Origin of the sequence: Proteocatella sphenisci DSM 23131, assembly GCF_000423525.1 — a bacterium.
GTDB lineage: Bacteria > Bacillota > Clostridia > Peptostreptococcales > Filifactoraceae > Proteocatella > Proteocatella sphenisci.
In genome coordinates this window covers 137257-155267 of record NZ_AUID01000001.1, presented here as the reverse complement: position 1 = coordinate 155267, position 18011 = coordinate 137257, and the positions used below count along the sequence as shown (strand labels likewise).

The 18011-nt window shown below is 34.5% G+C and carries 16 protein-coding genes and 1 riboswitch; of the genes, 12 read left to right on the top strand and 4 right to left on the bottom strand.

Annotation, left to right across the window (positions count from 1 at the left end):
• Complete coding sequence (locus G558_RS0100715; protein ID WP_028828441.1) at positions 1-1356, bottom strand: Na+/H+ antiporter NhaC family protein; 1356 nt, start codon at positions 1354-1356, stop codon at positions 1-3.
• Between the two features lie 190 nt (positions 1357-1546).
• Between G558_RS0100715 and G558_RS0100710 the strand changes: the two genes are divergently transcribed.
• The 3 genes from G558_RS0100710 (at position 1547) to hpt (ending at position 4752) form a co-directional block, all read left to right on the top strand.
• Entirely contained in the window at positions 1547-3169 is a 1623-nt protein-coding gene (locus G558_RS0100710) for an ABC-F family ATP-binding cassette domain-containing protein (RefSeq protein WP_028828440.1), read from the top strand.
• 64 nt (positions 3170-3233) lie between these two features.
• A complete protein-coding gene (locus G558_RS0100705) occupies positions 3234-4133 on the top strand; it encodes a DMT family transporter (RefSeq protein ID WP_036931303.1) in 900 nt (299 codons plus the stop codon).
• Between the two features lie 79 nt (positions 4134-4212).
• A complete protein-coding gene (hpt, locus tag G558_RS0100700; RefSeq protein ID WP_028828438.1) occupies positions 4213-4752 on the top strand; it encodes a hypoxanthine phosphoribosyltransferase in 540 nt (179 codons plus the stop codon).
• 43 nt (positions 4753-4795) lie between these two features.
• Here hpt and G558_RS0100695 read toward each other — a convergent pair whose 3' ends face one another.
• Positions 4796-5782 (bottom strand): asparaginase, encoded by a 987-nt coding sequence (locus G558_RS0100695; protein WP_028828437.1) that lies wholly within the window; start codon positions 5780-5782, stop codon positions 4796-4798.
• Between the two features lie 199 nt (positions 5783-5981).
• Here G558_RS0100695 and G558_RS0100690 point away from each other — a divergent pair, with 199 nt between their 5' ends.
• From G558_RS0100690 to G558_RS0100665, 6 genes are all read left to right on the top strand, one after another.
• Positions 5982-7133 carry a cysteine desulfurase family protein gene (locus tag G558_RS0100690; protein WP_036931301.1) on the top strand — a complete coding sequence of 384 codons (1152 nt, stop codon included), beginning with the start codon at positions 5982-5984 and terminating at the stop codon, positions 7131-7133.
• 1 nt (position 7134) lies between these two features.
• A complete protein-coding gene (gene thiI, locus G558_RS0100685) occupies positions 7135-8307 on the top strand; it encodes a tRNA uracil 4-sulfurtransferase ThiI (RefSeq protein ID WP_028828435.1) in 1173 nt (390 codons plus the stop codon).
• An 84-nt stretch (positions 8308-8391) separates the two neighbouring features.
• Positions 8392-8835, top strand: coding sequence for an N-acetyltransferase (locus tag G558_RS0100680; RefSeq protein ID WP_028828434.1), 444 nt, complete (start codon positions 8392-8394; stop codon positions 8833-8835).
• Positions 8825-9571, top strand: coding sequence for a tRNA pseudouridine(38-40) synthase TruA (gene truA, locus G558_RS0100675; RefSeq protein ID WP_036931299.1), 747 nt, complete (start codon positions 8825-8827; stop codon positions 9569-9571). The genes G558_RS0100680 and truA overlap by 11 nt, the downstream gene beginning before the upstream one ends.
• A gap of 18 nt (positions 9572-9589) precedes the next feature.
• On the top strand, positions 9590-10912 hold the full coding sequence (locus tag G558_RS0100670) for a bifunctional folylpolyglutamate synthase/dihydrofolate synthase (RefSeq protein ID WP_028828432.1): 1323 nt from the start codon (positions 9590-9592) through the stop codon (positions 10910-10912).
• An 87-nt stretch (positions 10913-10999) separates the two neighbouring features.
• Positions 11000-11518: a peptidylprolyl isomerase gene (locus G558_RS0100665; RefSeq protein WP_028828431.1), complete on the top strand. Its 519-nt coding sequence runs from the start codon at positions 11000-11002 to the stop codon at positions 11516-11518.
• 93 nt (positions 11519-11611) lie between these two features.
• Here the strand turns inward: G558_RS0100665 and G558_RS0100660 are convergent, their stop codons facing one another.
• Together G558_RS0100660 and G558_RS0100645 are read right to left on the bottom strand one after the other, a co-directional pair.
• Entirely contained in the window at positions 11612-12865 is a 1254-nt protein-coding gene (locus tag G558_RS0100660; protein WP_071604433.1) for a DUF2254 domain-containing protein, read from the bottom strand.
• A 226-nt stretch (positions 12866-13091) separates the two neighbouring features.
• Positions 13092-13526 (bottom strand): MarR family winged helix-turn-helix transcriptional regulator, encoded by a 435-nt coding sequence (locus G558_RS0100645; RefSeq protein WP_028828428.1) that lies wholly within the window; start codon positions 13524-13526, stop codon positions 13092-13094.
• 150 nt (positions 13527-13676) lie between these two features.
• Between G558_RS0100645 and G558_RS0100640 the strand changes: the two genes are divergently transcribed.
• From G558_RS0100640 to pflA, 3 genes are all read left to right on the top strand, one after another.
• Positions 13677-14675 (top strand): YhdH/YhfP family quinone oxidoreductase, encoded by a 999-nt coding sequence (locus tag G558_RS0100640; protein WP_207636186.1) that lies wholly within the window; start codon positions 13677-13679, stop codon positions 14673-14675.
• Positions 14676-14734: 59 nt separating this feature from the next.
• Positions 14735-14816, top strand: a riboswitch (ZMP/ZTP riboswitch).
• Between the two features lie 101 nt (positions 14817-14917).
• Positions 14918-17149 carry a formate C-acetyltransferase gene (gene pflB / locus G558_RS0100635; protein ID WP_028828426.1) on the top strand — a complete coding sequence of 744 codons (2232 nt, stop codon included), beginning with the start codon at positions 14918-14920 and terminating at the stop codon, positions 17147-17149.
• A gap of 28 nt (positions 17150-17177) precedes the next feature.
• Positions 17178-17918: a pyruvate formate-lyase-activating protein gene (gene pflA, locus G558_RS0100630; RefSeq protein ID WP_028828425.1), complete on the top strand. Its 741-nt coding sequence runs from the start codon at positions 17178-17180 to the stop codon at positions 17916-17918.
• Positions 17919-18011: the final 93 nt, after the last annotated feature.

Genomic DNA, 18011 nt, shown 5'->3' with positions numbered 1-18011 from the left:
TTATGGATTATATGATTTCTTTTTTATGAAGAAAGAAGAAATTATCGTAACTAAAGGGCATATAAAACAAAACACAGCATAAGGTATGAAAGATAAGCCGGTGGAGATTATGCTTGTTATTATTATAAAATTTATATTCCAGGGGATTATGGGGGCAATAATTATGCCACTGTCAGAAATAGTACGGGCAAGGACACTTGAATCGATTCCAAAATTTTCGTATTTTTCTTTCAGAAATGTTCCAGGAAGCACTATTCCTACTGTCTGATCACAGGTAAGTATTGTGAGGCACCCACTTAGAATGGCAGTTTTCATGATAAGTTCAGATGGGTTCTTTATGTTTTTTATATAATTTCCTATTATATAATTAATTATCCCACTTTTCTCAAAGATACTTACTAGAAATATTGCGCTTACAACTATTGCTATGACTTCAATCATACCTGCAACACCTCCCCCATGAAGTATGGAACTAAGATAGGTGTTGTCTGAATTGAGTACGAAGCCATTTACAAGAAAGCCAAGTGTAGTGACATCAGAGTATCCCTGTACAAAAATTGTAAGGAATGAGCCAATTAAGACCCCACTGCCTACTGTGAAAAGAGAATTGATTCCCCGGGAGGACATTAAAATTATAAATATGGGAAACAGGAGCAGCCATGGCGAGATAATATATGAGCTTTTCAGTGCGCCTTGAAGTATTACAAAGTCACTCATGTTATCACCCACTATGTATTTGTTTCCGACTACAAGATAAAATGTCAGAGTAAGCAACATAGACGGTATAAGGGTATACATCATAGATTTGAAGGTCTTGTTATAGTTTGTTTCTGTGACTTTTAAAACTATATTCATAAGTCCTGAAAGTGGAGAAATCTTGTCGGCTATAAATGCTCCTGAAACAATAGTACCCATCATTATATGAGGAGGTATTCCTATAGCAGAGCCTATGCTGTAAAGTATAAGTCCTATAGTACTGAACGTTCCAACAGCTGTTCCCATAAAGACAGAACACATCGTTATTATTATAAAGCTGAAGAAAAGGAAGTTTATTCCTCTGACATAATTAAATCCATAATAAATCATAGACGCTATGACGCCAGATGAAAGCCACATGGAGACGGTGGCGCCTATAAGGAAGATAGTAATGTAAAGAGGTATGTATTTTAATACAGAGTCAAGTGATTGGGTAAGTAGTAATCTGATATCGAATTCATTTCGCTGGAGGACTATAAATGAATAGAGTATAGCCGTGGCAAAGCTAAGTATAAGGCTGAATCCAAAATAAACCGAGGAAGCAATCAGGAAGATAGTAACTGTGATAAGATTTGCGGATAGTTTTTTATAAATATTCATAATTTCCCCTTACTATAAAATAAATTATTTATTTACAGAGTGCTCTGTAATGAAATTTTACAAGTAAATGGTTTACATGTCAATTATCAAAATATTTATGTTAAAATAACTGTATTTTTATTACAATATATAGTACAATATAATAGTATGCGTAAAATAATTTAATAATATAAAAGTGAGGGGTAATATAATGATAAATGTAACAGGAGTTGGACTCAGATTTGGTGACAGACAGCTTTTCAAGGATGTAAACCTTAAGTTTACAGACGGAAACTGCTATGGAGTAATCGGAGCCAATGGTGCTGGAAAATCTACTTTCCTAAAAATTCTTTCTGGTGAGATAGAATCAAATGAGGGAAGTGTAACAATCGAATCAGGAAAGAGAATGGCTGTATTAAAGCAGGATCACTTCCAGTTCGATGATGAAATTGTCTTAAATACAGTAATAATGGGTCACGAAAGACTTCATCAGATAGCGTTGGAAAAGGATGCAATTTATTCTAAAGAAGAATTTACAGATGAAGATGGAATGAAGGCGGCAGAACTTGAAGCAGAGTTTGCAGAGCTGGATGGCTGGGAATCTGAATCAAATGCGGCATCTCTTCTTATGGGGCTTGGAATATCCAAGGATTTACACGATAAGCAGGTAAAAGAGCTAAAGGGTGGAGATAAAGTCAAGGTATTGCTTGCTCAGGCACTTTTTGGAAAACCTGAAATACTGCTTCTGGATGAGCCTACAAACCACCTTGATTTTAAATCTATAATGTGGCTTGAGAACTTCCTTATGAACCTTGAAGAGTCAACTGTAATAATAGTATCACACGACAGACACTTTCTTAATAAAGTATGTACACATATGTGTGACGTGGATTTCAGCAAGATACAGCTTTATGTTGGAAACTATGATTTTTGGTATGAATCAAGTCAGCTGGCAGGAAAGCTTATGAAGGATCAAAATAAAAAAGTTCATGAAAAAGCAAAAGAGCTTCAGGATTTCATAGCTAGATTCAGCTCTAATGCCTCCAAGGCAAAGCAGGCTACATCAAGAAAAAAACAGCTTGAAAAGCTTACTTTTGAAGATATAAGACCAAGTTCAAGGCGTTATCCTTTTGTAGGGTTTACACCTGAAAGAGAAGTCGGAAATGAACTTCTGGAAGTAGATGGAATAACAAAGACTGTAAACGGAGTCAAGATACTTGATAATATAACTTTTAGACTTTCAAAAGACGATAAAGTAGTTTTTATGAGCAAAAATGAGCAAGCGGTAACCATGCTGTTCAAAATAATTACTGGAGAAGAAGAGCCAGACAGTGGTACTTTTAAGTGGGGAGTTACTACTTCGGTATCATATCTTCCAAAAGATAATACAAAATATTTTGAAGGAATAGATTCAAATCTTGTAGATTGGCTAAGACAGTATTCAACTGATAAGACAGAAACTTTTATAAGAGGATTCCTTGGAAGGATGTTGTTTTCAGGAGAAGAAGTTTTAAAATCGGCTTCGGTTCTTTCAGGAGGAGAAAAAGTAAGATGTATGCTTTCAAGGATGATGATAGCGAATTCAAATGTACTTGTAATGGATGATCCTACAAACCATTTAGATCTTGAGTCCATCACAGCCCTAAATGAAGGCCTTATGAGATTTAATGGATGTATGATGTTCTCATCTCATGACCATCAGTTTATAAGTTCTATTGCTAACAGAGTAATTGAGATAACTCCAGGAGGAGTAATGGACAAATTGATGGAATTTGATGAATATCTTGAAGATGATGAAGTTCAAACACAAGTTGAACATATGTACAATGCGTAAGATATAGTGTTACTTTTAAAGTGCATGAAATATTTCATGCATTTTACTACATAGGAGAATAATTATGGATAAGACAAAAAAACAAGTATTGCTTGCAGATCTGGGATTACTTATGGTCGCTTTACTTTGGGGTTTGGGATTTCTTTTTACAAAAAGAGGACTGGATTATATAACTCCGCTTTGGATGATGGCTATGAGATTTGTAGGTGCTACAATCATAATGAGCATAGTGTTTTTTAAAAATTTTAAAAAAATAAATAAAGATGATATAAAAGCGGGATTTATAATTGGAATATTTCTTTATATTGCTTTTGCAGCGCAGACTATAGGATTACAGTTCACCAGTATTTCAAATCAGGCTTTCTTAACTGCTACCAATGTTATTTTTGTTCCTTTCCTTGTATGGATGATATACAAAAAAGCACCAGACAAATTTGCATTCATTGGGGCAGCTCTTGCAACGGCAGGGATAGGTTTAATCACTCTAAAAGATGGATTGCATCTTAACGTTGGTGATATGTGGACTCTTATGTGCGCTGTATTTTTTGCATGTCATATAGTATCTATTGGTTTTTTTGCAAAAGATAAAGATCCTATTGCTCTTACAATAGTCCAGTTTGCAGTAACGGCTGTTCTTTCTCTGGGCTCAGCTCTTATTATGGAACCTATGCCCACAAAACTAGGATCAGAGGCAACTATTTCTATAGCATATATGATACTTGGGTCTACTCTGCTTGCATTTCTTCTTCAGAATATATGTCAAAAATATACTCCGGCAACACATGCATCACTTATTCTTTCATTAGAATCAGTAATTGGAACCTTGGTTGCGGTTGTTTTTGAAGGCGAACTGTTTAACATACAAATGGCACTTGGATGCATTACTGTATTTGTTGCAATATTATTGATTGAAACAAGATTCGAATTTTTAGGATTAGGACATTCAGCTAATAAACACATTTGATTATTGACATTTCCAGGTATTTTATTTAAAATTGTCTATAAACAGGAATACTAATATTGGTAAAGAAAGCGAGAAAAAAATGGATATAGAGAGTAAGGTCTGGGAAGTGCTTTGTTCAGAAGAGGAGATTAAAGACAGGATAAGTGAACTTGCAGAAGAGATAAGTAAGGCTTACGAAGGTAAGAATTTACTGGTTGTGTCTTTGCTCAAAGGAAGCTTTATTTTTACCGCCGATCTTGTAAGAAAGATGAGCATACCACTAAAAGTTGCATTTATGATAACCTCAAGCTATGGACATTCAGAAACATCAAGTGGAAGTGTATCTGTGAGTATGGATATTCAGGACAATCTGGAAGGTGTAGACGTTCTTGTTGTAGATGATATTACTGATTCAGGAATTACTATGAAATATGTTACGGAACATATTATGAAAAAATCTCCAGCCAGTATAAAAAGTTGTGTACTTTTAGATAAACCTGACAGAAGACAGGTGGACCTGGAAGCAGATTATATAGGGTTTTCTATAGAAGACAAGTTTGTAGTTGGATATGGGCTTAATTATGGAGATTACTATAGAAATATACCCTACGTTTTTGCAGTTACAAATGAAGATAGATAAATAAGCAATAAAAAAAACTGGTTTATTCCAGTTTTTTATTTTTTTAGATGTAATTTTTTTCAAACATATTTTGAATGAATTCCATATCAGAGGTGGCACCAAGAGCCAACATTAATCTGATTCTTGCTTTTTCTCCGGAAAGTTCACCACCAAATATAACCCCCAGATCACGAAGATTTTTCCCTCCACCAGGATATCCGTAACTTGACATTACTCTTCCAGAAGGGCATCTGGAAACAATTACAACAACTATATTTTTGGAAATTGCATTTTTAATTGAAGGGACAAGATCAGGTGGAAGATTACCCCTACCCATAGCTTCGATTACTATGCCCTTAGATCCTTTTTCAATACAGAAATCGAGGATTTCAGGTCCCATATCCATACATGATTTTATCAATACAACATTTTTTTCGATTTTTTCTGTTTCGATAAAATCGTGAACAGCAATATTTCGGTGGATTATAAATTCATTGGTATCTATTATGCCTATAGGCCCATAATTTGACTGGAAAGTGTTTAGTGACATGGTATTGGTTTTTGTAACTTCCCTGGCGGTATTTACCTCGTTGTTTAATACGACAAGGACGCCTTTTCCCACTGCATTTGGAGAAATTGCAGTACATACTGCTGCGGCAAGATTGGATGAGCCATCATATCCAAGTTCTGAGCTGTTTCTCATAGCTCCTACAACAATTACAGGTTTTTTAATATTAAGGGTGAGATCCAGGAAATATGCACTTTCTGCAAGTGTATCTGTTCCGTGAGTTATTATGACCCCAGTTATATCTTCTCTTTGTGAAAGTTCAAGGACTATCTTTCTTATTTCAAAAAGCATTTCAAAATTAACATGTGGTCCCGGAATTTCGCAGTATTCAATGGGTTCTATATCAGCAAGCTTGTCTATATTTGTTACCATTGAGAGTATCTGATCTCCTGAAAGGGAGGGAATGGCTGCCCCGATTTTTTCATCTATAGTCATAGATATAGTTCCGCCGGTAAATATAATTGCCACTTTAGGTTTTTTCATAAGTATAATTAGCCTCCAATAATAAGATTTACAAAATTGAAAAATTTCAATTTTAAAAATGACACACAAAATATTGTATGATAAAATTATGAAATATACAATTACTTTTTGTAGTAATGAATATAAAGTGATATAATTATATATTATATTAAAGGCATATTTTGTTTTTTATTAAATTTTAAGGGATATTGGAGTTAGGATGAAAGAAATATATTTTGATAACAGTGCAACAACAAAACCATATACAGAAGTTGCAGAGGCAGTAAACTCTGCGATAAATAACATGTTTTACAATCCATCGTCAATTTATGATAAAGCTATAGCAGTTTCAAAAAAAATGGAAGATATCAGAGAAAATATAGCAGGGACAATAAATACAAAGTCTAAAAATATAATATTCACATCTGGTGGAACCGAGTCTATAAATACTGCAATAAATTCTTCTATTCGAAACTCAAGAGGAAAACACATTGTTACGACTGAGTATGAGCATGATGCTACACTTAATCTTATAAAAAAATATGAGCGTGAAGGTTACACGGTAACTTATATAAAACCTGAAAATGGGATAATAGAGGTGGATCGCATAGTTGAAGCTATTACTCCTCAAACGGCTTTGCTAAGTGTAATGCATGTAAATAATGAGACGGGTAATATTATTGATATAAACAAACTTGGAAATGAAGTTAAGAAAAAAAATCCGGCTACAGCCATTCACATAGATGCCGTTCAGTCCTATATGAAACTGAAAGTTGACGTCGATAAATCAAGGGCTGATTATCTAAGTGTATCTGGACATAAAATACATGGAATCAAAGGTAGTGGAGTTCTTTATGCAAGGGACACCTCCCGCCTTAATCCTATGTTTTTAGGTGGTGGGCAGGAAAAAGGATATCGCTGTGGTACAGAGAATACACCGGGGATCTTTGCGCTTGGAAAAGCTGTGGAAATAAATGACAGAGACTTTACTAAAAACACACAATATATAAATGAGCTAAAGAATTATTTGAAGAAGTCAATAACAGACAATATAGAAAATATAAAGATTAATTCTCCTGAGAACGGAGTATGTCACATACTCAATGTATCCTTTATTGGTGCTAAGGCGGAAATACTGCTGCACACTCTGGAAAGTAAGGGCATATATGTTTCTACAGGTTCAGCCTGCTCATCTAAAAAGAAAGGATCTCACGTACTGAGATCCATCGGATTAAAAGAAAATGAAATAGAAGGTGCAATTAGATTTTCGCTTTCTTCACTCAATACAAAAGAAGAAATTGATTTGTGTATACAGGAGCTTAGAGCTGCAGTTGAAGATATAAGGATGATAACAAAATTTGGAAGGAGATAAAATGTTTAATACCATAATAATCAGAAATGGTGAAGTGGCAATAAAAGGCGAAAATAGGCCAGTATTTGAGAAAAAGCTCATGACGAACATAAAGAAGGCACTTTATGGAATGCAAGGTTATAAAGTATACAAGGGAGAGGGGAGAATATATGTCGATGCAGATCCTGAAATCATGGATCAGGTCATTGACAAAGTGAAGAATGTTTTTGGCGTAGTGACCCTTAGTCCTGCTATAAAAACTGAAAAAGGATATGATAACCTCAAGGAAATTTGTCTTAAAGTTTTTGAGGATGCAATTGAAAATGGAGAATACAAGACATTTAAAATGGATGTTAAGAGACAAAACAAGTCTTTTCATATGACATCTCCTGAAATGACAAAAGACATAGCGGGCTATATTCTTTCTCAAAACCCTGATGTTATAGCAGTTGACGTATTTAAACCAGAGCTTACAGTGTATGCAGAGTTTAGAGACAACGTAAACATTGTCTATGCTCGAAAAATTGATGGCGTGGGTGGATTGCCAGTAGGAATAAACGGTAAGGTAGCAACCCTGCTTTCTGGAGGTATAGATTCCCCAGTAGCGACTTATATGGCCTCAAAAAGAGGACTTGAAATTGAAGCTGTACATTTCCACAGTTTTCCTTTCACAAGCGAAAAATCGGCACAAAAAGTAGAGCAACTTGCAAAGATAGTATCTCTATATACAGGCAACATAAAAATCCATATGGTTAACCTTCTTCCTATTCAGAAGGAAATTGCTGAAAAATGTCCTGAAGAGCTAATGACCATACTTTCAAGAAGATTTATGATGAGAATAGCAGAGCTGATAGCCCAGCAGACAGGATGTGGGGCGCTTGTAACTGGAGAAAGTATAGGGCAGGTGGCATCTCAGACTATTGAAGGATTGACTGCAACCAATGATGTTGTAAAATCCATGCCAGTTATCAGACCTCTTATATCATTTGACAAAGAAGATATAATAAAGATTGCAAGAAATATTGACACGTTTGAAACATCAATAATTCCAGAAGAAGACTGCTGCACAGTATTTCTACCAAAAAGACCTGCCACAAAGCCAAAACTTGAAAAGATATATAAGGCTGAAGAAGCGCTTGACGTGGAGAGACTGGTTTCAGAGGCGATGGAGAATGCAACAGTCGTTGATGTATAAAAATTTCATATTGTGATTAATCAGAGTATATTTTTTTGAGTTATATAAAAGAATGGTGAGTTATATAAAAGAATGGTGAGTTATATGATAAGAAAATTTGAGATTAAAGATACTGCGGCCGTTATGCAGGTATGGATAGAGACGATAGTGGAAGCTCATGATTTTGTTAATGAAAATTATTGGCATGAAGCTATTGAAAATATGAGATCAAATTATATACTAAACAGTGAAAGTTATGTTTACACTATGGATGGAGGGGTTGTAGGTTTTATATCTATAATTGAAGAAAGTACTATTGGTGCAATATTTGTAGAAATGCCTTTTCAAAACAAAGGTATTGGTGTTCAGCTGCTGAACTGCGTAAAAGAAAAACATGATAAATTATTTATATCTGTATACGAAAAAAACAAAAATGCCCAGGGTTTTCTTACCAGGCAAGGTTTTAAGTTTCAATACAGGCAATTTGATCAAAATACACAGGAGACAGAGCTGCTTTTTGTATGGGAAAAGAGTGAAAATGAATTATAAAATAGTATTACAATATGATGGCGGAAGATATAAGGGATTTCAAAAACAAACAGGAACAAAAGAAAACGAAAGTACTATTCAGGGCAAACTTGAGTCTGTAATTAAGACTTATGTCGGCCATGATGTTTCGCTTGTTGGATGTGGAAGAACCGACGCAGGAGTTCATAGCGAAAATTACACAGCAAATTTTAATACAGATGATAAAATAGACGAAAAAGGTATGCTTAATCATTTTGATAAATATCTGCCAGAAGATATATATGTAAAAGAAATATCTGAAGTATCAGACAGATTCCATTCAAGATACAATGTATATTCAAAAACGTATCAGTACAGGATATCTTCAGACAGAAATCGCAACGTATTTACAAGAAAATATGCATATCATATAAACGATGTGCCAAATGTAGAGAAAATGAAAAAAGCAGCAGAACTCCTGGTTGGAGAAAGAGATTTCTCTGGATTTACAAACCTTAAATCTAAAACGAAATCTACAGTGAGAAAAATATATGATATAGTAATTTATCAAGATAATTATGGAGAAGTTGTGATTGAGATAGAGGGAAATGGATTTTTGCAAAACATGGTAAGAATAATTGCAGGTACTCTTCTTGAAGTTGGAACAGGAAGCAGAGACATCAATTCAGTGCAGGAAATATTAAAAAATGGATCAAGAGAAGATGCTGGAGTTATGGTTCCATCACAAGGGCTGAAACTCTTAAAAGTAAAATATTAATATAATTAAGAGGCGGATATGGATTATAGACAGGCGTTAAATTATATTGAAAATACAGGCAAATTTGGTTCCAGGTTAGGGCTTGAGAATGTTAAGAATTTACTTGAAATTTTAGGAAATCCACAGAATAACCTTGAGATAATACATGTGGCAGGTACAAATGGAAAAGGATCTACATGTTCTTATATAAATAATATGCTGGTTTATCAAGGTTACAATGTAGGACTTTACACTTCTCCCTATCTTGAAGAATTTAATGAAAGAATTAGAATCAATAATTCTAATATATCAGATGAGGAGCTTGCACAGAGTATAAGCACAGTAAAAAAAGCGATTGATAAAATCCTTGATTCTGGATTTGAGCATCCTACAGAATTTGAAATAATAACGGCTACAGCTTATCTTTATTTCAGTGAAAAAAATGTGGATTTTGCAGTGATTGAGGTTGGGCTTGGAGGAAGGTTGGATGCGACAAATGTATGCACTCCTGTAATAAGTGCTATAACTTCAATTGGTATGGATCATACACAATATCTCGGTGAAACTCTTGCTGAGATTGCATTTGAAAAAGCTGGTATAATAAAAGAAAATATCCCTGTTGTCCTGTACCAGCAATCAAAAGAAGTGGAACTTGTGATATCGGAAATCTGCAATCTAAGAAAATCGGATCTTTATATAACCCAAAATGATAATATAGAATATATATCAGAAAACATACATGGTCAGACCGTGAATATTGAAGAGATGGGGCATCTGTACTCAGGTATAGAAATAAGGCTCCCTGGGCGTCATCAGGCTAAAAATCTGGCGGTTGCTCTTAGTGTTATTAGGATTCTGGAAATGTCTGGTAAAATATCTCAGATTGATACAGAGGCGCTATACGGGTCAATACGAGACACCAGGTGGCCAGGCAGGATGGAGATAATAACTGAAAATCCAATGACTATAATTGATGGAGCACACAATCCAGATGGAGCAGGCATTCTAAGAGAAGCTATAGAGAGATATCTCAAAGGGAAAAAAATAAATCTTGTTTTTGGAATGCTTTCAGATAAAGACATCTATTCAGTGGCAGAAATTCTTGTTCCATGTGTTCAAAAAGTAATAATCACTGAACCTGAAAGTCCAAGGGCGGCTAATGTAAAAGAAGTACATGATTTAATTTCCAAGATAAATAAAAGTGATACAGTTTTAGAGATAATTGAAATCCCTCAAATTAAAGAGGCTGTAAACTATGCACAAAAAACTGCATCAGAAGATGAGGTTGTAGTATATGCAGGATCACTCTATATGATTGGTAAAGTTCGTACACTGCTAAACGAAATGTATCATAGACTATAAATCAATACCATGTTCTATACAAAGTAAGAAAATGATGTTAAAATGATTAATGTAAATAAAAAAATGAATTTAAAAGGAGAATAAAATATGTCAAATCCAATAGTAACGATGAAAATCAAAGACAGAGGAGATATTAAGATAGAATTATATCCTGAGATTGCGCCTAATACAGTAAATAACTTTATATCACTTGTAAAAAAAGGATATTATGATGGGCTCAAGTTTCACAGAGTAATTAAAGGATTTATGATACAAGGTGGAGACCCTCAAGGAACTGGTGCCGGTGGCCCAGGATATTCAATCAAGGGTGAGTTCTCATCTAATGGTCATAAAAACGACTTAATTCATGAACCAGGTGTTATATCTATGGCGAGAACAATGGCTCCAAACTCTGCAGGATCACAGTTTTTTCTGATGACCTCAAACAGCCCTCATCTGGACGGACAGTATGCGGGATTTGGAAAGATGGTTGAAGGACTTGAAATTGCTATGGACATAGAAAAAATCAAGACTGGTTTTGGAGATAAGCCAAAAGTGGACGAAATAATGGAAGCGGTTACTGTTGAAACATTTGATGTAGAGTACCCAGAACCTGAAAAGATGTAATTTCTATAAAATATTATAAATTTTTTTTAAAAAGCATCAGTTCCTATTTGGATCTGGTGCTTTTTAAAATTGTTACTTTCACCTGTTTAGATATTAAGGGATATATTTGCAAATTATAGCTTCTTTTTCATGTTTTAATATATGATAATCCAAACCTTTTTTCAAGCTTCTATCAATATGATCCCAGACATAGTCAGAAAAAGAGGTTATGACATCGCGATTTTGATCTGTCGCATTTTTCATCACATATCCCAAGGCTGTAAAAATTGATAAAAGTGCAGAAACGTCGTGTTTTGCGTAGGTGACAATCTGATAGAAAGTAAAATAAAGTTCTTTTTCAAAATCAATTGCTTTAAATATAAACTCTGAATTTTCTTGATCAACCTTAAGTATTACATATCCTTTTTCAAAATCAGATATGAGCCCTATTAAAACCCCTAACATTCTTATGCAGTGATTAGACGTATTTGGATCGTTTATCCCTGGTGATATGGCCCTTAAAGATATTTCGACTATTTTTTGAATTGGGAAATTAAAATCTTGAAGTTCACTTCGATATTTCCCTATTGTTAAGCAATCCAATAATTTATTCGATAATTCTTCATCGATAGTAATTTTATCTTTTGAACATATAAAAAAAACAACCGTATCCTTTACTAGAAATTGTCCTATAAGTTTTTCAAAAATAATAGTAGCAGATATTTCTTTTGCAATCACCTGTAGCCTAAAATGATCTACAAGTTGTATGTATCCGACCTTATCATTTATAATTTCAAAAATAAAATTATAATCCTTAAGATTTAAATCATCTTTAAATGATTTGTCCTTTAAGAGTTCCTTATAGCTATTAATACCTTCAATCGAACTTGAATAAAGACGGTCAACTAGATTTTCTACCTGTATCAAAGAAGCTACATGGTGTATAAATATAGCAAAATATGCAAGGCAGGTTATAGCGTATATAACCCCTATGGTGGCTGAAATTACCATGTATTCAGAAATAGCAGCCCTCATGAAAAGCAGAGAAGATATGGAATATACGAATCCTCCCATAAAAACCCCAAGAATTTTCATGGTTGTCTTGTCACTAAGAAAGTTTTCAAGTGTCCTTAATGAAAATTGTGAAGAATACATAGTCAAGACTACCATGGTAATTGAAAAAGTGAAAGTAGTCATGCTGAGAAGAGAACCAGCTATAGTGGCTAATATAGTTTTTGCTAAATCAACACTTGTGAATAGAACCTGAGGCAGGTAATTCTCTAAATTTAAAAAAACCTCGAATCTATAATTATTATGAAAATAGCCGCGATTAATGATATTGCGCTGTACAAAATAGGATAAATCCATATACTCTTTTTTATTTTTATCAATATTTTATTAAACATAATATACCTCCAAAAATATTATTATAAAAATGTCTGAAATCTCTCAAATTTATTTATAATAATTATTTACCCCATATCAATACAAAGAAACAGTTGAATGACCTAGATAGCTCTTAATTAATTTTACCTGTTATATATCAAATGAAAATTGATTATTGAAAAATATCAACCTGAATTAGTATTTTGTATTACAGTTTAGTAAAGTTCATGTTCAGCTTTTTTAACAATTCTAGGAAAATTTGCTTTTCTTCTGGAGTGAAATTTTTATAAGCGGTTTCATGAACCTGTGATGTGATAGAATTAAACGTGGATTCCAACTGCCTACCCTTATCCGTGATAGTTATATAAGTGATTCTTTTATCATCATCATTTTTAAGTTTGTCTATATAACCAAGCTGAAACAGCTTGGTTATTAAAGGTGTTACTGTTGACTTATCTTTACCTATTTTTTTTGCAATTTGGCTCATTGTCAATTTCCCATTATTTTCATACAGGGCTGTGAGAATATTGCCATGCGAAGTTATCAGGTCATATACTCCATTTTCTTCTAATTTTTGTTCAATAAATTGAATCATTTTTTGTTTAGTTCTACTTATAAAATAAACTATATATTTATCATTCATTATTTTATCCAACCTCCATTTAAAACAGTATATATCAATAAATAAAAAATTGCAATATGGTTTGACACAAAACTATTGCTGTGCTACAATTAGTTTGACGCAAAACCATTAGTTGGTAGAATATTGAATTGTAGAAAGGATGAATTAATTATGATAACTAATTATAAATCTATGTTAGTCAGTGAACTTGATGACGGAAAGTTTTCCAGAGATATTGTGACCAGGAATATTTCTGATTTGCCATCAAATGAAGTTTTAATAAACGTAAAATACTCGTCTTTAAATTATAAAGATGCTCTTTCAGCTACAGGCAACAGGGGGGTAACAAAAGTTTATCCTCATACCCCCGGTATAGATGCCGCGGGAGTAGTTATGGAAAGCAAGAATGCAAATTTTAAAGCAGGAGATCATGTGCTTGTAACGGGGTATGATCTGGGTATGAATACAGCTGGCGGTTTTAGTCAGTATATTAGTGTACCAGGGGAATGGGTTGTTAAATTACCTGAAAACCTTTCACTAAAAGAAAGTATGATATACGGTACTGCAGGATTTACAGCAGCGCTTTCTATAAGTAAACTATTAAGCTGCAATATTAAACCTGCTGATGGTGAAATACTGATAACCGGTGCTACAGGTGGAGTTGGAAGTGTAGCTGTTTCTATTCTCCATAAACTGGGCTATAGTGTTATTGCCGCAACAGGCAAGCCGGAGTCTAAGGACATGTTGTTAAAATTAGGAGCTAAGGATATCATTCTTAGAGAAGAGCTGGATGACCAATCAGGAAGACCTTTGGTAAAAGGAAGATGGGCAGGCGTAATTGATACGGTAGGAGGAAATATACTTGCAACTGCTATAAAATCTACAAAATATGGTGGTTGTGTAACTTGTTGCGGGAATGTGGCTTCACATGAACTTTTAACTACTGTATATCCGTTTATACTAAGAGGAGTTTCGTTGCTCGGAGTAGATTCTGTTCAATGCCCAATGGATGAAAGAGTAAAAGTATGGGATAAGCTGTCAGAATTATGGAAGCCAGATAGCTTAAACGAAAATATTCAAGAGATAGGCATTATGGAGCTAAATGACAAGATAGACAAAATTCTTGATGGGAAATTAAAAGGGAGAACTATTGTAAACCTTGATCTGTAATCTAAAAATTTTTTCTATTTGTGCTATTGACTTAGATCGATTATAGATATATAATAATCTTGTATTGATATTTCTGGCGGATAAGTGGATTAAACCACGTGAGATATCGATAAATAACAGCCGACCGCCTGGGCAACACTCTAGATACTGCCCGGTATGGTTGATGCAAGAATAAACTAACTAACTCAAGGCAGTTCCTGATGGAGCTGTCTTTTTTGTTTTAAATATAAGGAGGACTGAATATGAAATTCATGCAGTGGGAAGGATTTAAAAAATCAGTTTGGAATAATGAGATTAATGTGAGTGATTTTATATTAAATAATTACAAAGCATATGATGGAGATGAAAGTTTTCTTAAAAATGCAAGTAAAAGAACTGACGATATGATGAAAAAACTAAATGGACTTTTTGAAATCGAAAAGCAGTTTGGGGGAGTGCTTGATATTGACGTGAATACGGTGGCTTCTCTTACTCATTTTAAGCCAGGATATCTGGACAAAGAAAATGAAATAATAGTAGGGCTGCAGACAGACAGACCTTTAAAAAGAGCGGTAAATCCTTTTGGTGGAATAAAGATGACCAGATCGGCATGCAAGGAATATGGATACGAGCTTTCTGATAAAGTAGAAAAGGAATTCAGTTTCAGAACAACTCATAACGATGGAGTTTTTAGGGCATATACTGACGAAATGAAAATAGTCAGAAAATCTGGAATAATAACTGGGTTACCTGATGCGTATGGAAGAGGAAGGATAATAGGAGATTATCGAAGAGTGGCTCTTTATGGGGTAGACATACTCATAGAAGAGAAAGAAATAGATAAGAAGAATGTCGGAGAAAAGGTAATGGATGTGGATTCAATAAGAAGTCTGGAAGAACTATATCAGCAGATAGCTTTTTTGAAAAAACTTAAGGAAATGGCTTTTTCTTACGGATATGATATTTCAAAACCGGCACATAACTCAAGAGAAGCAGTCCAGTGGCTTTATTTTGCCTATCTGGGAGCGATAAAAGAACAAAATGGGGCAGCCATGTCACTGGGAAGAACCAGCACATTCCTTGATATATATATAGAAAGAGATATTGCTCTTGGGGCAATTGATGAATCACAGGCTCAGGAGATAATGGATGATTTTGTAATGAAGCTGAGAATGGCAAGGCATCTTAGAACTAAAGATTATAATGAGCTCTTTGGAGGAGACCCTATGTGGATAACTGAATGTATTGGTGGAATGACAATACAGGGAAAATCCATGGTTACAAAAAACTCATTCAGGGTACTAAATACCCTTTATAATCTAGGCCCATCTCCAGAGCCCAATCTTACTGTTTTATGGGCACAAGATCTTCCAGACGGCTTTAAGAGATTCTGCACAAAAGTTTCAATTGATACAGATTCTATCCAGTATGAAAATGATGATTTAATGAGGCCTGAGTTTGGAGATGACTATGCTATTGCTTGCTGCGTATCTGCAATGAAGGTAGGCAAACAGATGCAATTTTTTGGAGCAAGAGCAAATCTTGCAAAACTTCTTCTTGTTGCTTTAAATGGAGGAATAGACGAAAATACAGGAATGCAAGTGGGGCCACAAGGAGAAAAATATGAAGGGAAATACCTGGAATATGATAGGGTCATAGAAAAACTTGATTTCTACAGAGACTGGCTTGCAAAGCTTTATGTGAACACAATGAATATAATACATTATATGCATGACAAATATGCATATGAAAAACTTCAGATGGCGCTTCATGATACAGATGTTGAAAGACTTATGGCTTTTGGGGTGGCAGGACTTTCGGTGCTGGCAGATTCACTTTCAGCCATAAAATTTGCAAAGGTAAAACCTCTAAGAGACGAAAATGGAATAATCATAGATTTTGAAGTGGAAGGCGACTTCCCAACATACGGAAATGATGATGACAGAGTAGACCAGATTGCAGTAGATCAGATAGTAAAATTTCATGAGTCATTAAAGAAAAATCCGACATACAGAAACTCAAAACATACTCTGTCAGTTCTTACTATAACTTCTAATGTAGTGTATGGGAAAAAAACAGGTTCTACACCAGATGGAAGAAAAAAAGGAGAAGCATTTGCTCCTGGAGCCAATCCCATGCACAACAGAGAAACACAAGGAGCTCTGGCATCACTGAATTCTGTAGCAAAGATACCTTATGAATCATGTCAAGATGGGATTTCATGCACGTTTTCTATAGTGCCTCAGGCTCTTGGAAAAACTGAAGCAGAGAGCAGGGAAAATCTAAGCAGTATAATAGATGGATATTTTGCACAAAATGCACATCACATAAATGTAAATGTTCTTGAAAGAGAAAAGCTTGTAGAAGCATACAAAAACCCGCATTTATACCCAAATCTTACAATAAGAGTTTCTGGATATGCAGTCAATTTCGTAAAGCTAAGCAAAGACCAACAGATCGAGGTAATAAAAAGAACCTTCCACGAAAGAGTTTAGTGGAATTTATCAAAGCATGGAGGTTTGTATGAAAAACAATTCAGGCAATGGAGACACAAAGGGGAGAGTTAGTTCATTTCAAAGCCTTGGCGCTGTGGATGGACCGGGCATAAGATTTGTGGTTTTTCTTCAAGGTTGCCCCCTGCGTTGCGTTTACTGTCATAATCCTGAAACCTGGAGTATTCAGGGCGGAATTGAAATGACAGCAAACGAGCTTTACAGCAAAATCAAAAAATATAAAAATTACTTTGGTAAAAATGGTGGAGTAACCGTATCAGGAGGAGAGGCACTTCTTCAGGTGGAATTCGTTAAGGAAATTTTCCGAATCTGCAAAGAAAACAATATACACACAGCGCTTGATACATCCGGTATGGGATGCGAGGATGAAGAATCACTAAGGCAGCTGTTTAGTTTAACGGACCTTGTTATATGCGATGTAAAGTTTGCAAGTGAAGAAAACTACAAAAACCTTACTGGTGGAAGCCTGGAAAAAGTGCTGCATTTTTTGGAATTGACAAAGGTTTGTAAAATACCAGTGTGGTTAAGACAGGTTATTGTCCCTGGTATTAATGATGACCATTTATCAATAAAAAAATTAAATGATATTGCAGACAGATATGAAAATGTTGAAAAAGTTGAACTTTTAGGATTTAGAAAGCTCTGCATTTCTAAATATGACTCTATGAATATGGAATTTAAACTCAAAGACACCCCTGAAACTTCAGAAGATACGATTTTAAAGCTATACAAACATATAAATAAAAGATAAAAATAAGGTAAAAAAAGGATTGAGAAACATTTGTTCTCAGTCCTTTTTGCGTCTTTATGATATAATAATAAGTAATGATGCTTTGTTAATTTG

Coding starts and splice junctions, on each gene's coding strand:
- G558_RS0100715 (WP_028828441.1), bottom strand. CDS start 1,356: ATGAATATTTATAAAAAACTATCCGCAAATCTTATCACAGTTACTATC.
- G558_RS0100710 (WP_028828440.1), top strand. CDS start 1,547: ATGATAAATGTAACAGGAGTTGGACTCAGATTTGGTGACAGACAGCTT.
- G558_RS0100705 (WP_036931303.1), top strand. CDS start 3,234: ATGGATAAGACAAAAAAACAAGTATTGCTTGCAGATCTGGGATTACTT.
- hpt (WP_028828438.1), top strand. CDS start 4,213: ATGGATATAGAGAGTAAGGTCTGGGAAGTGCTTTGTTCAGAAGAGGAG.
- G558_RS0100695 (WP_028828437.1), bottom strand. CDS start 5,782: ATGAAAAAACCTAAAGTGGCAATTATATTTACCGGCGGAACTATATCT.
- G558_RS0100690 (WP_036931301.1), top strand. CDS start 5,982: ATGAAAGAAATATATTTTGATAACAGTGCAACAACAAAACCATATACA.
- thiI (WP_028828435.1), top strand. CDS start 7,135: ATGTTTAATACCATAATAATCAGAAATGGTGAAGTGGCAATAAAAGGC.
- G558_RS0100680 (WP_028828434.1), top strand. CDS start 8,392: ATGATAAGAAAATTTGAGATTAAAGATACTGCGGCCGTTATGCAGGTA.
- truA (WP_036931299.1), top strand. CDS start 8,825: ATGAATTATAAAATAGTATTACAATATGATGGCGGAAGATATAAGGGA.
- G558_RS0100670 (WP_028828432.1), top strand. CDS start 9,590: ATGGATTATAGACAGGCGTTAAATTATATTGAAAATACAGGCAAATTT.
- G558_RS0100665 (WP_028828431.1), top strand. CDS start 11,000: ATGTCAAATCCAATAGTAACGATGAAAATCAAAGACAGAGGAGATATT.
- G558_RS0100660 (WP_071604433.1), bottom strand. CDS start 12,865: ATGGATTTATCCTATTTTGTACAGCGCAATATCATTAATCGCGGCTAT.
- G558_RS0100645 (WP_028828428.1), bottom strand. CDS start 13,526: ATGAATGATAAATATATAGTTTATTTTATAAGTAGAACTAAACAAAAA.
- G558_RS0100640 (WP_207636186.1), top strand. CDS start 13,677: ATGATAACTAATTATAAATCTATGTTAGTCAGTGAACTTGATGACGGA.
- pflB (WP_028828426.1), top strand. CDS start 14,918: ATGAAATTCATGCAGTGGGAAGGATTTAAAAAATCAGTTTGGAATAAT.
- pflA (WP_028828425.1), top strand. CDS start 17,178: ATGAAAAACAATTCAGGCAATGGAGACACAAAGGGGAGAGTTAGTTCA.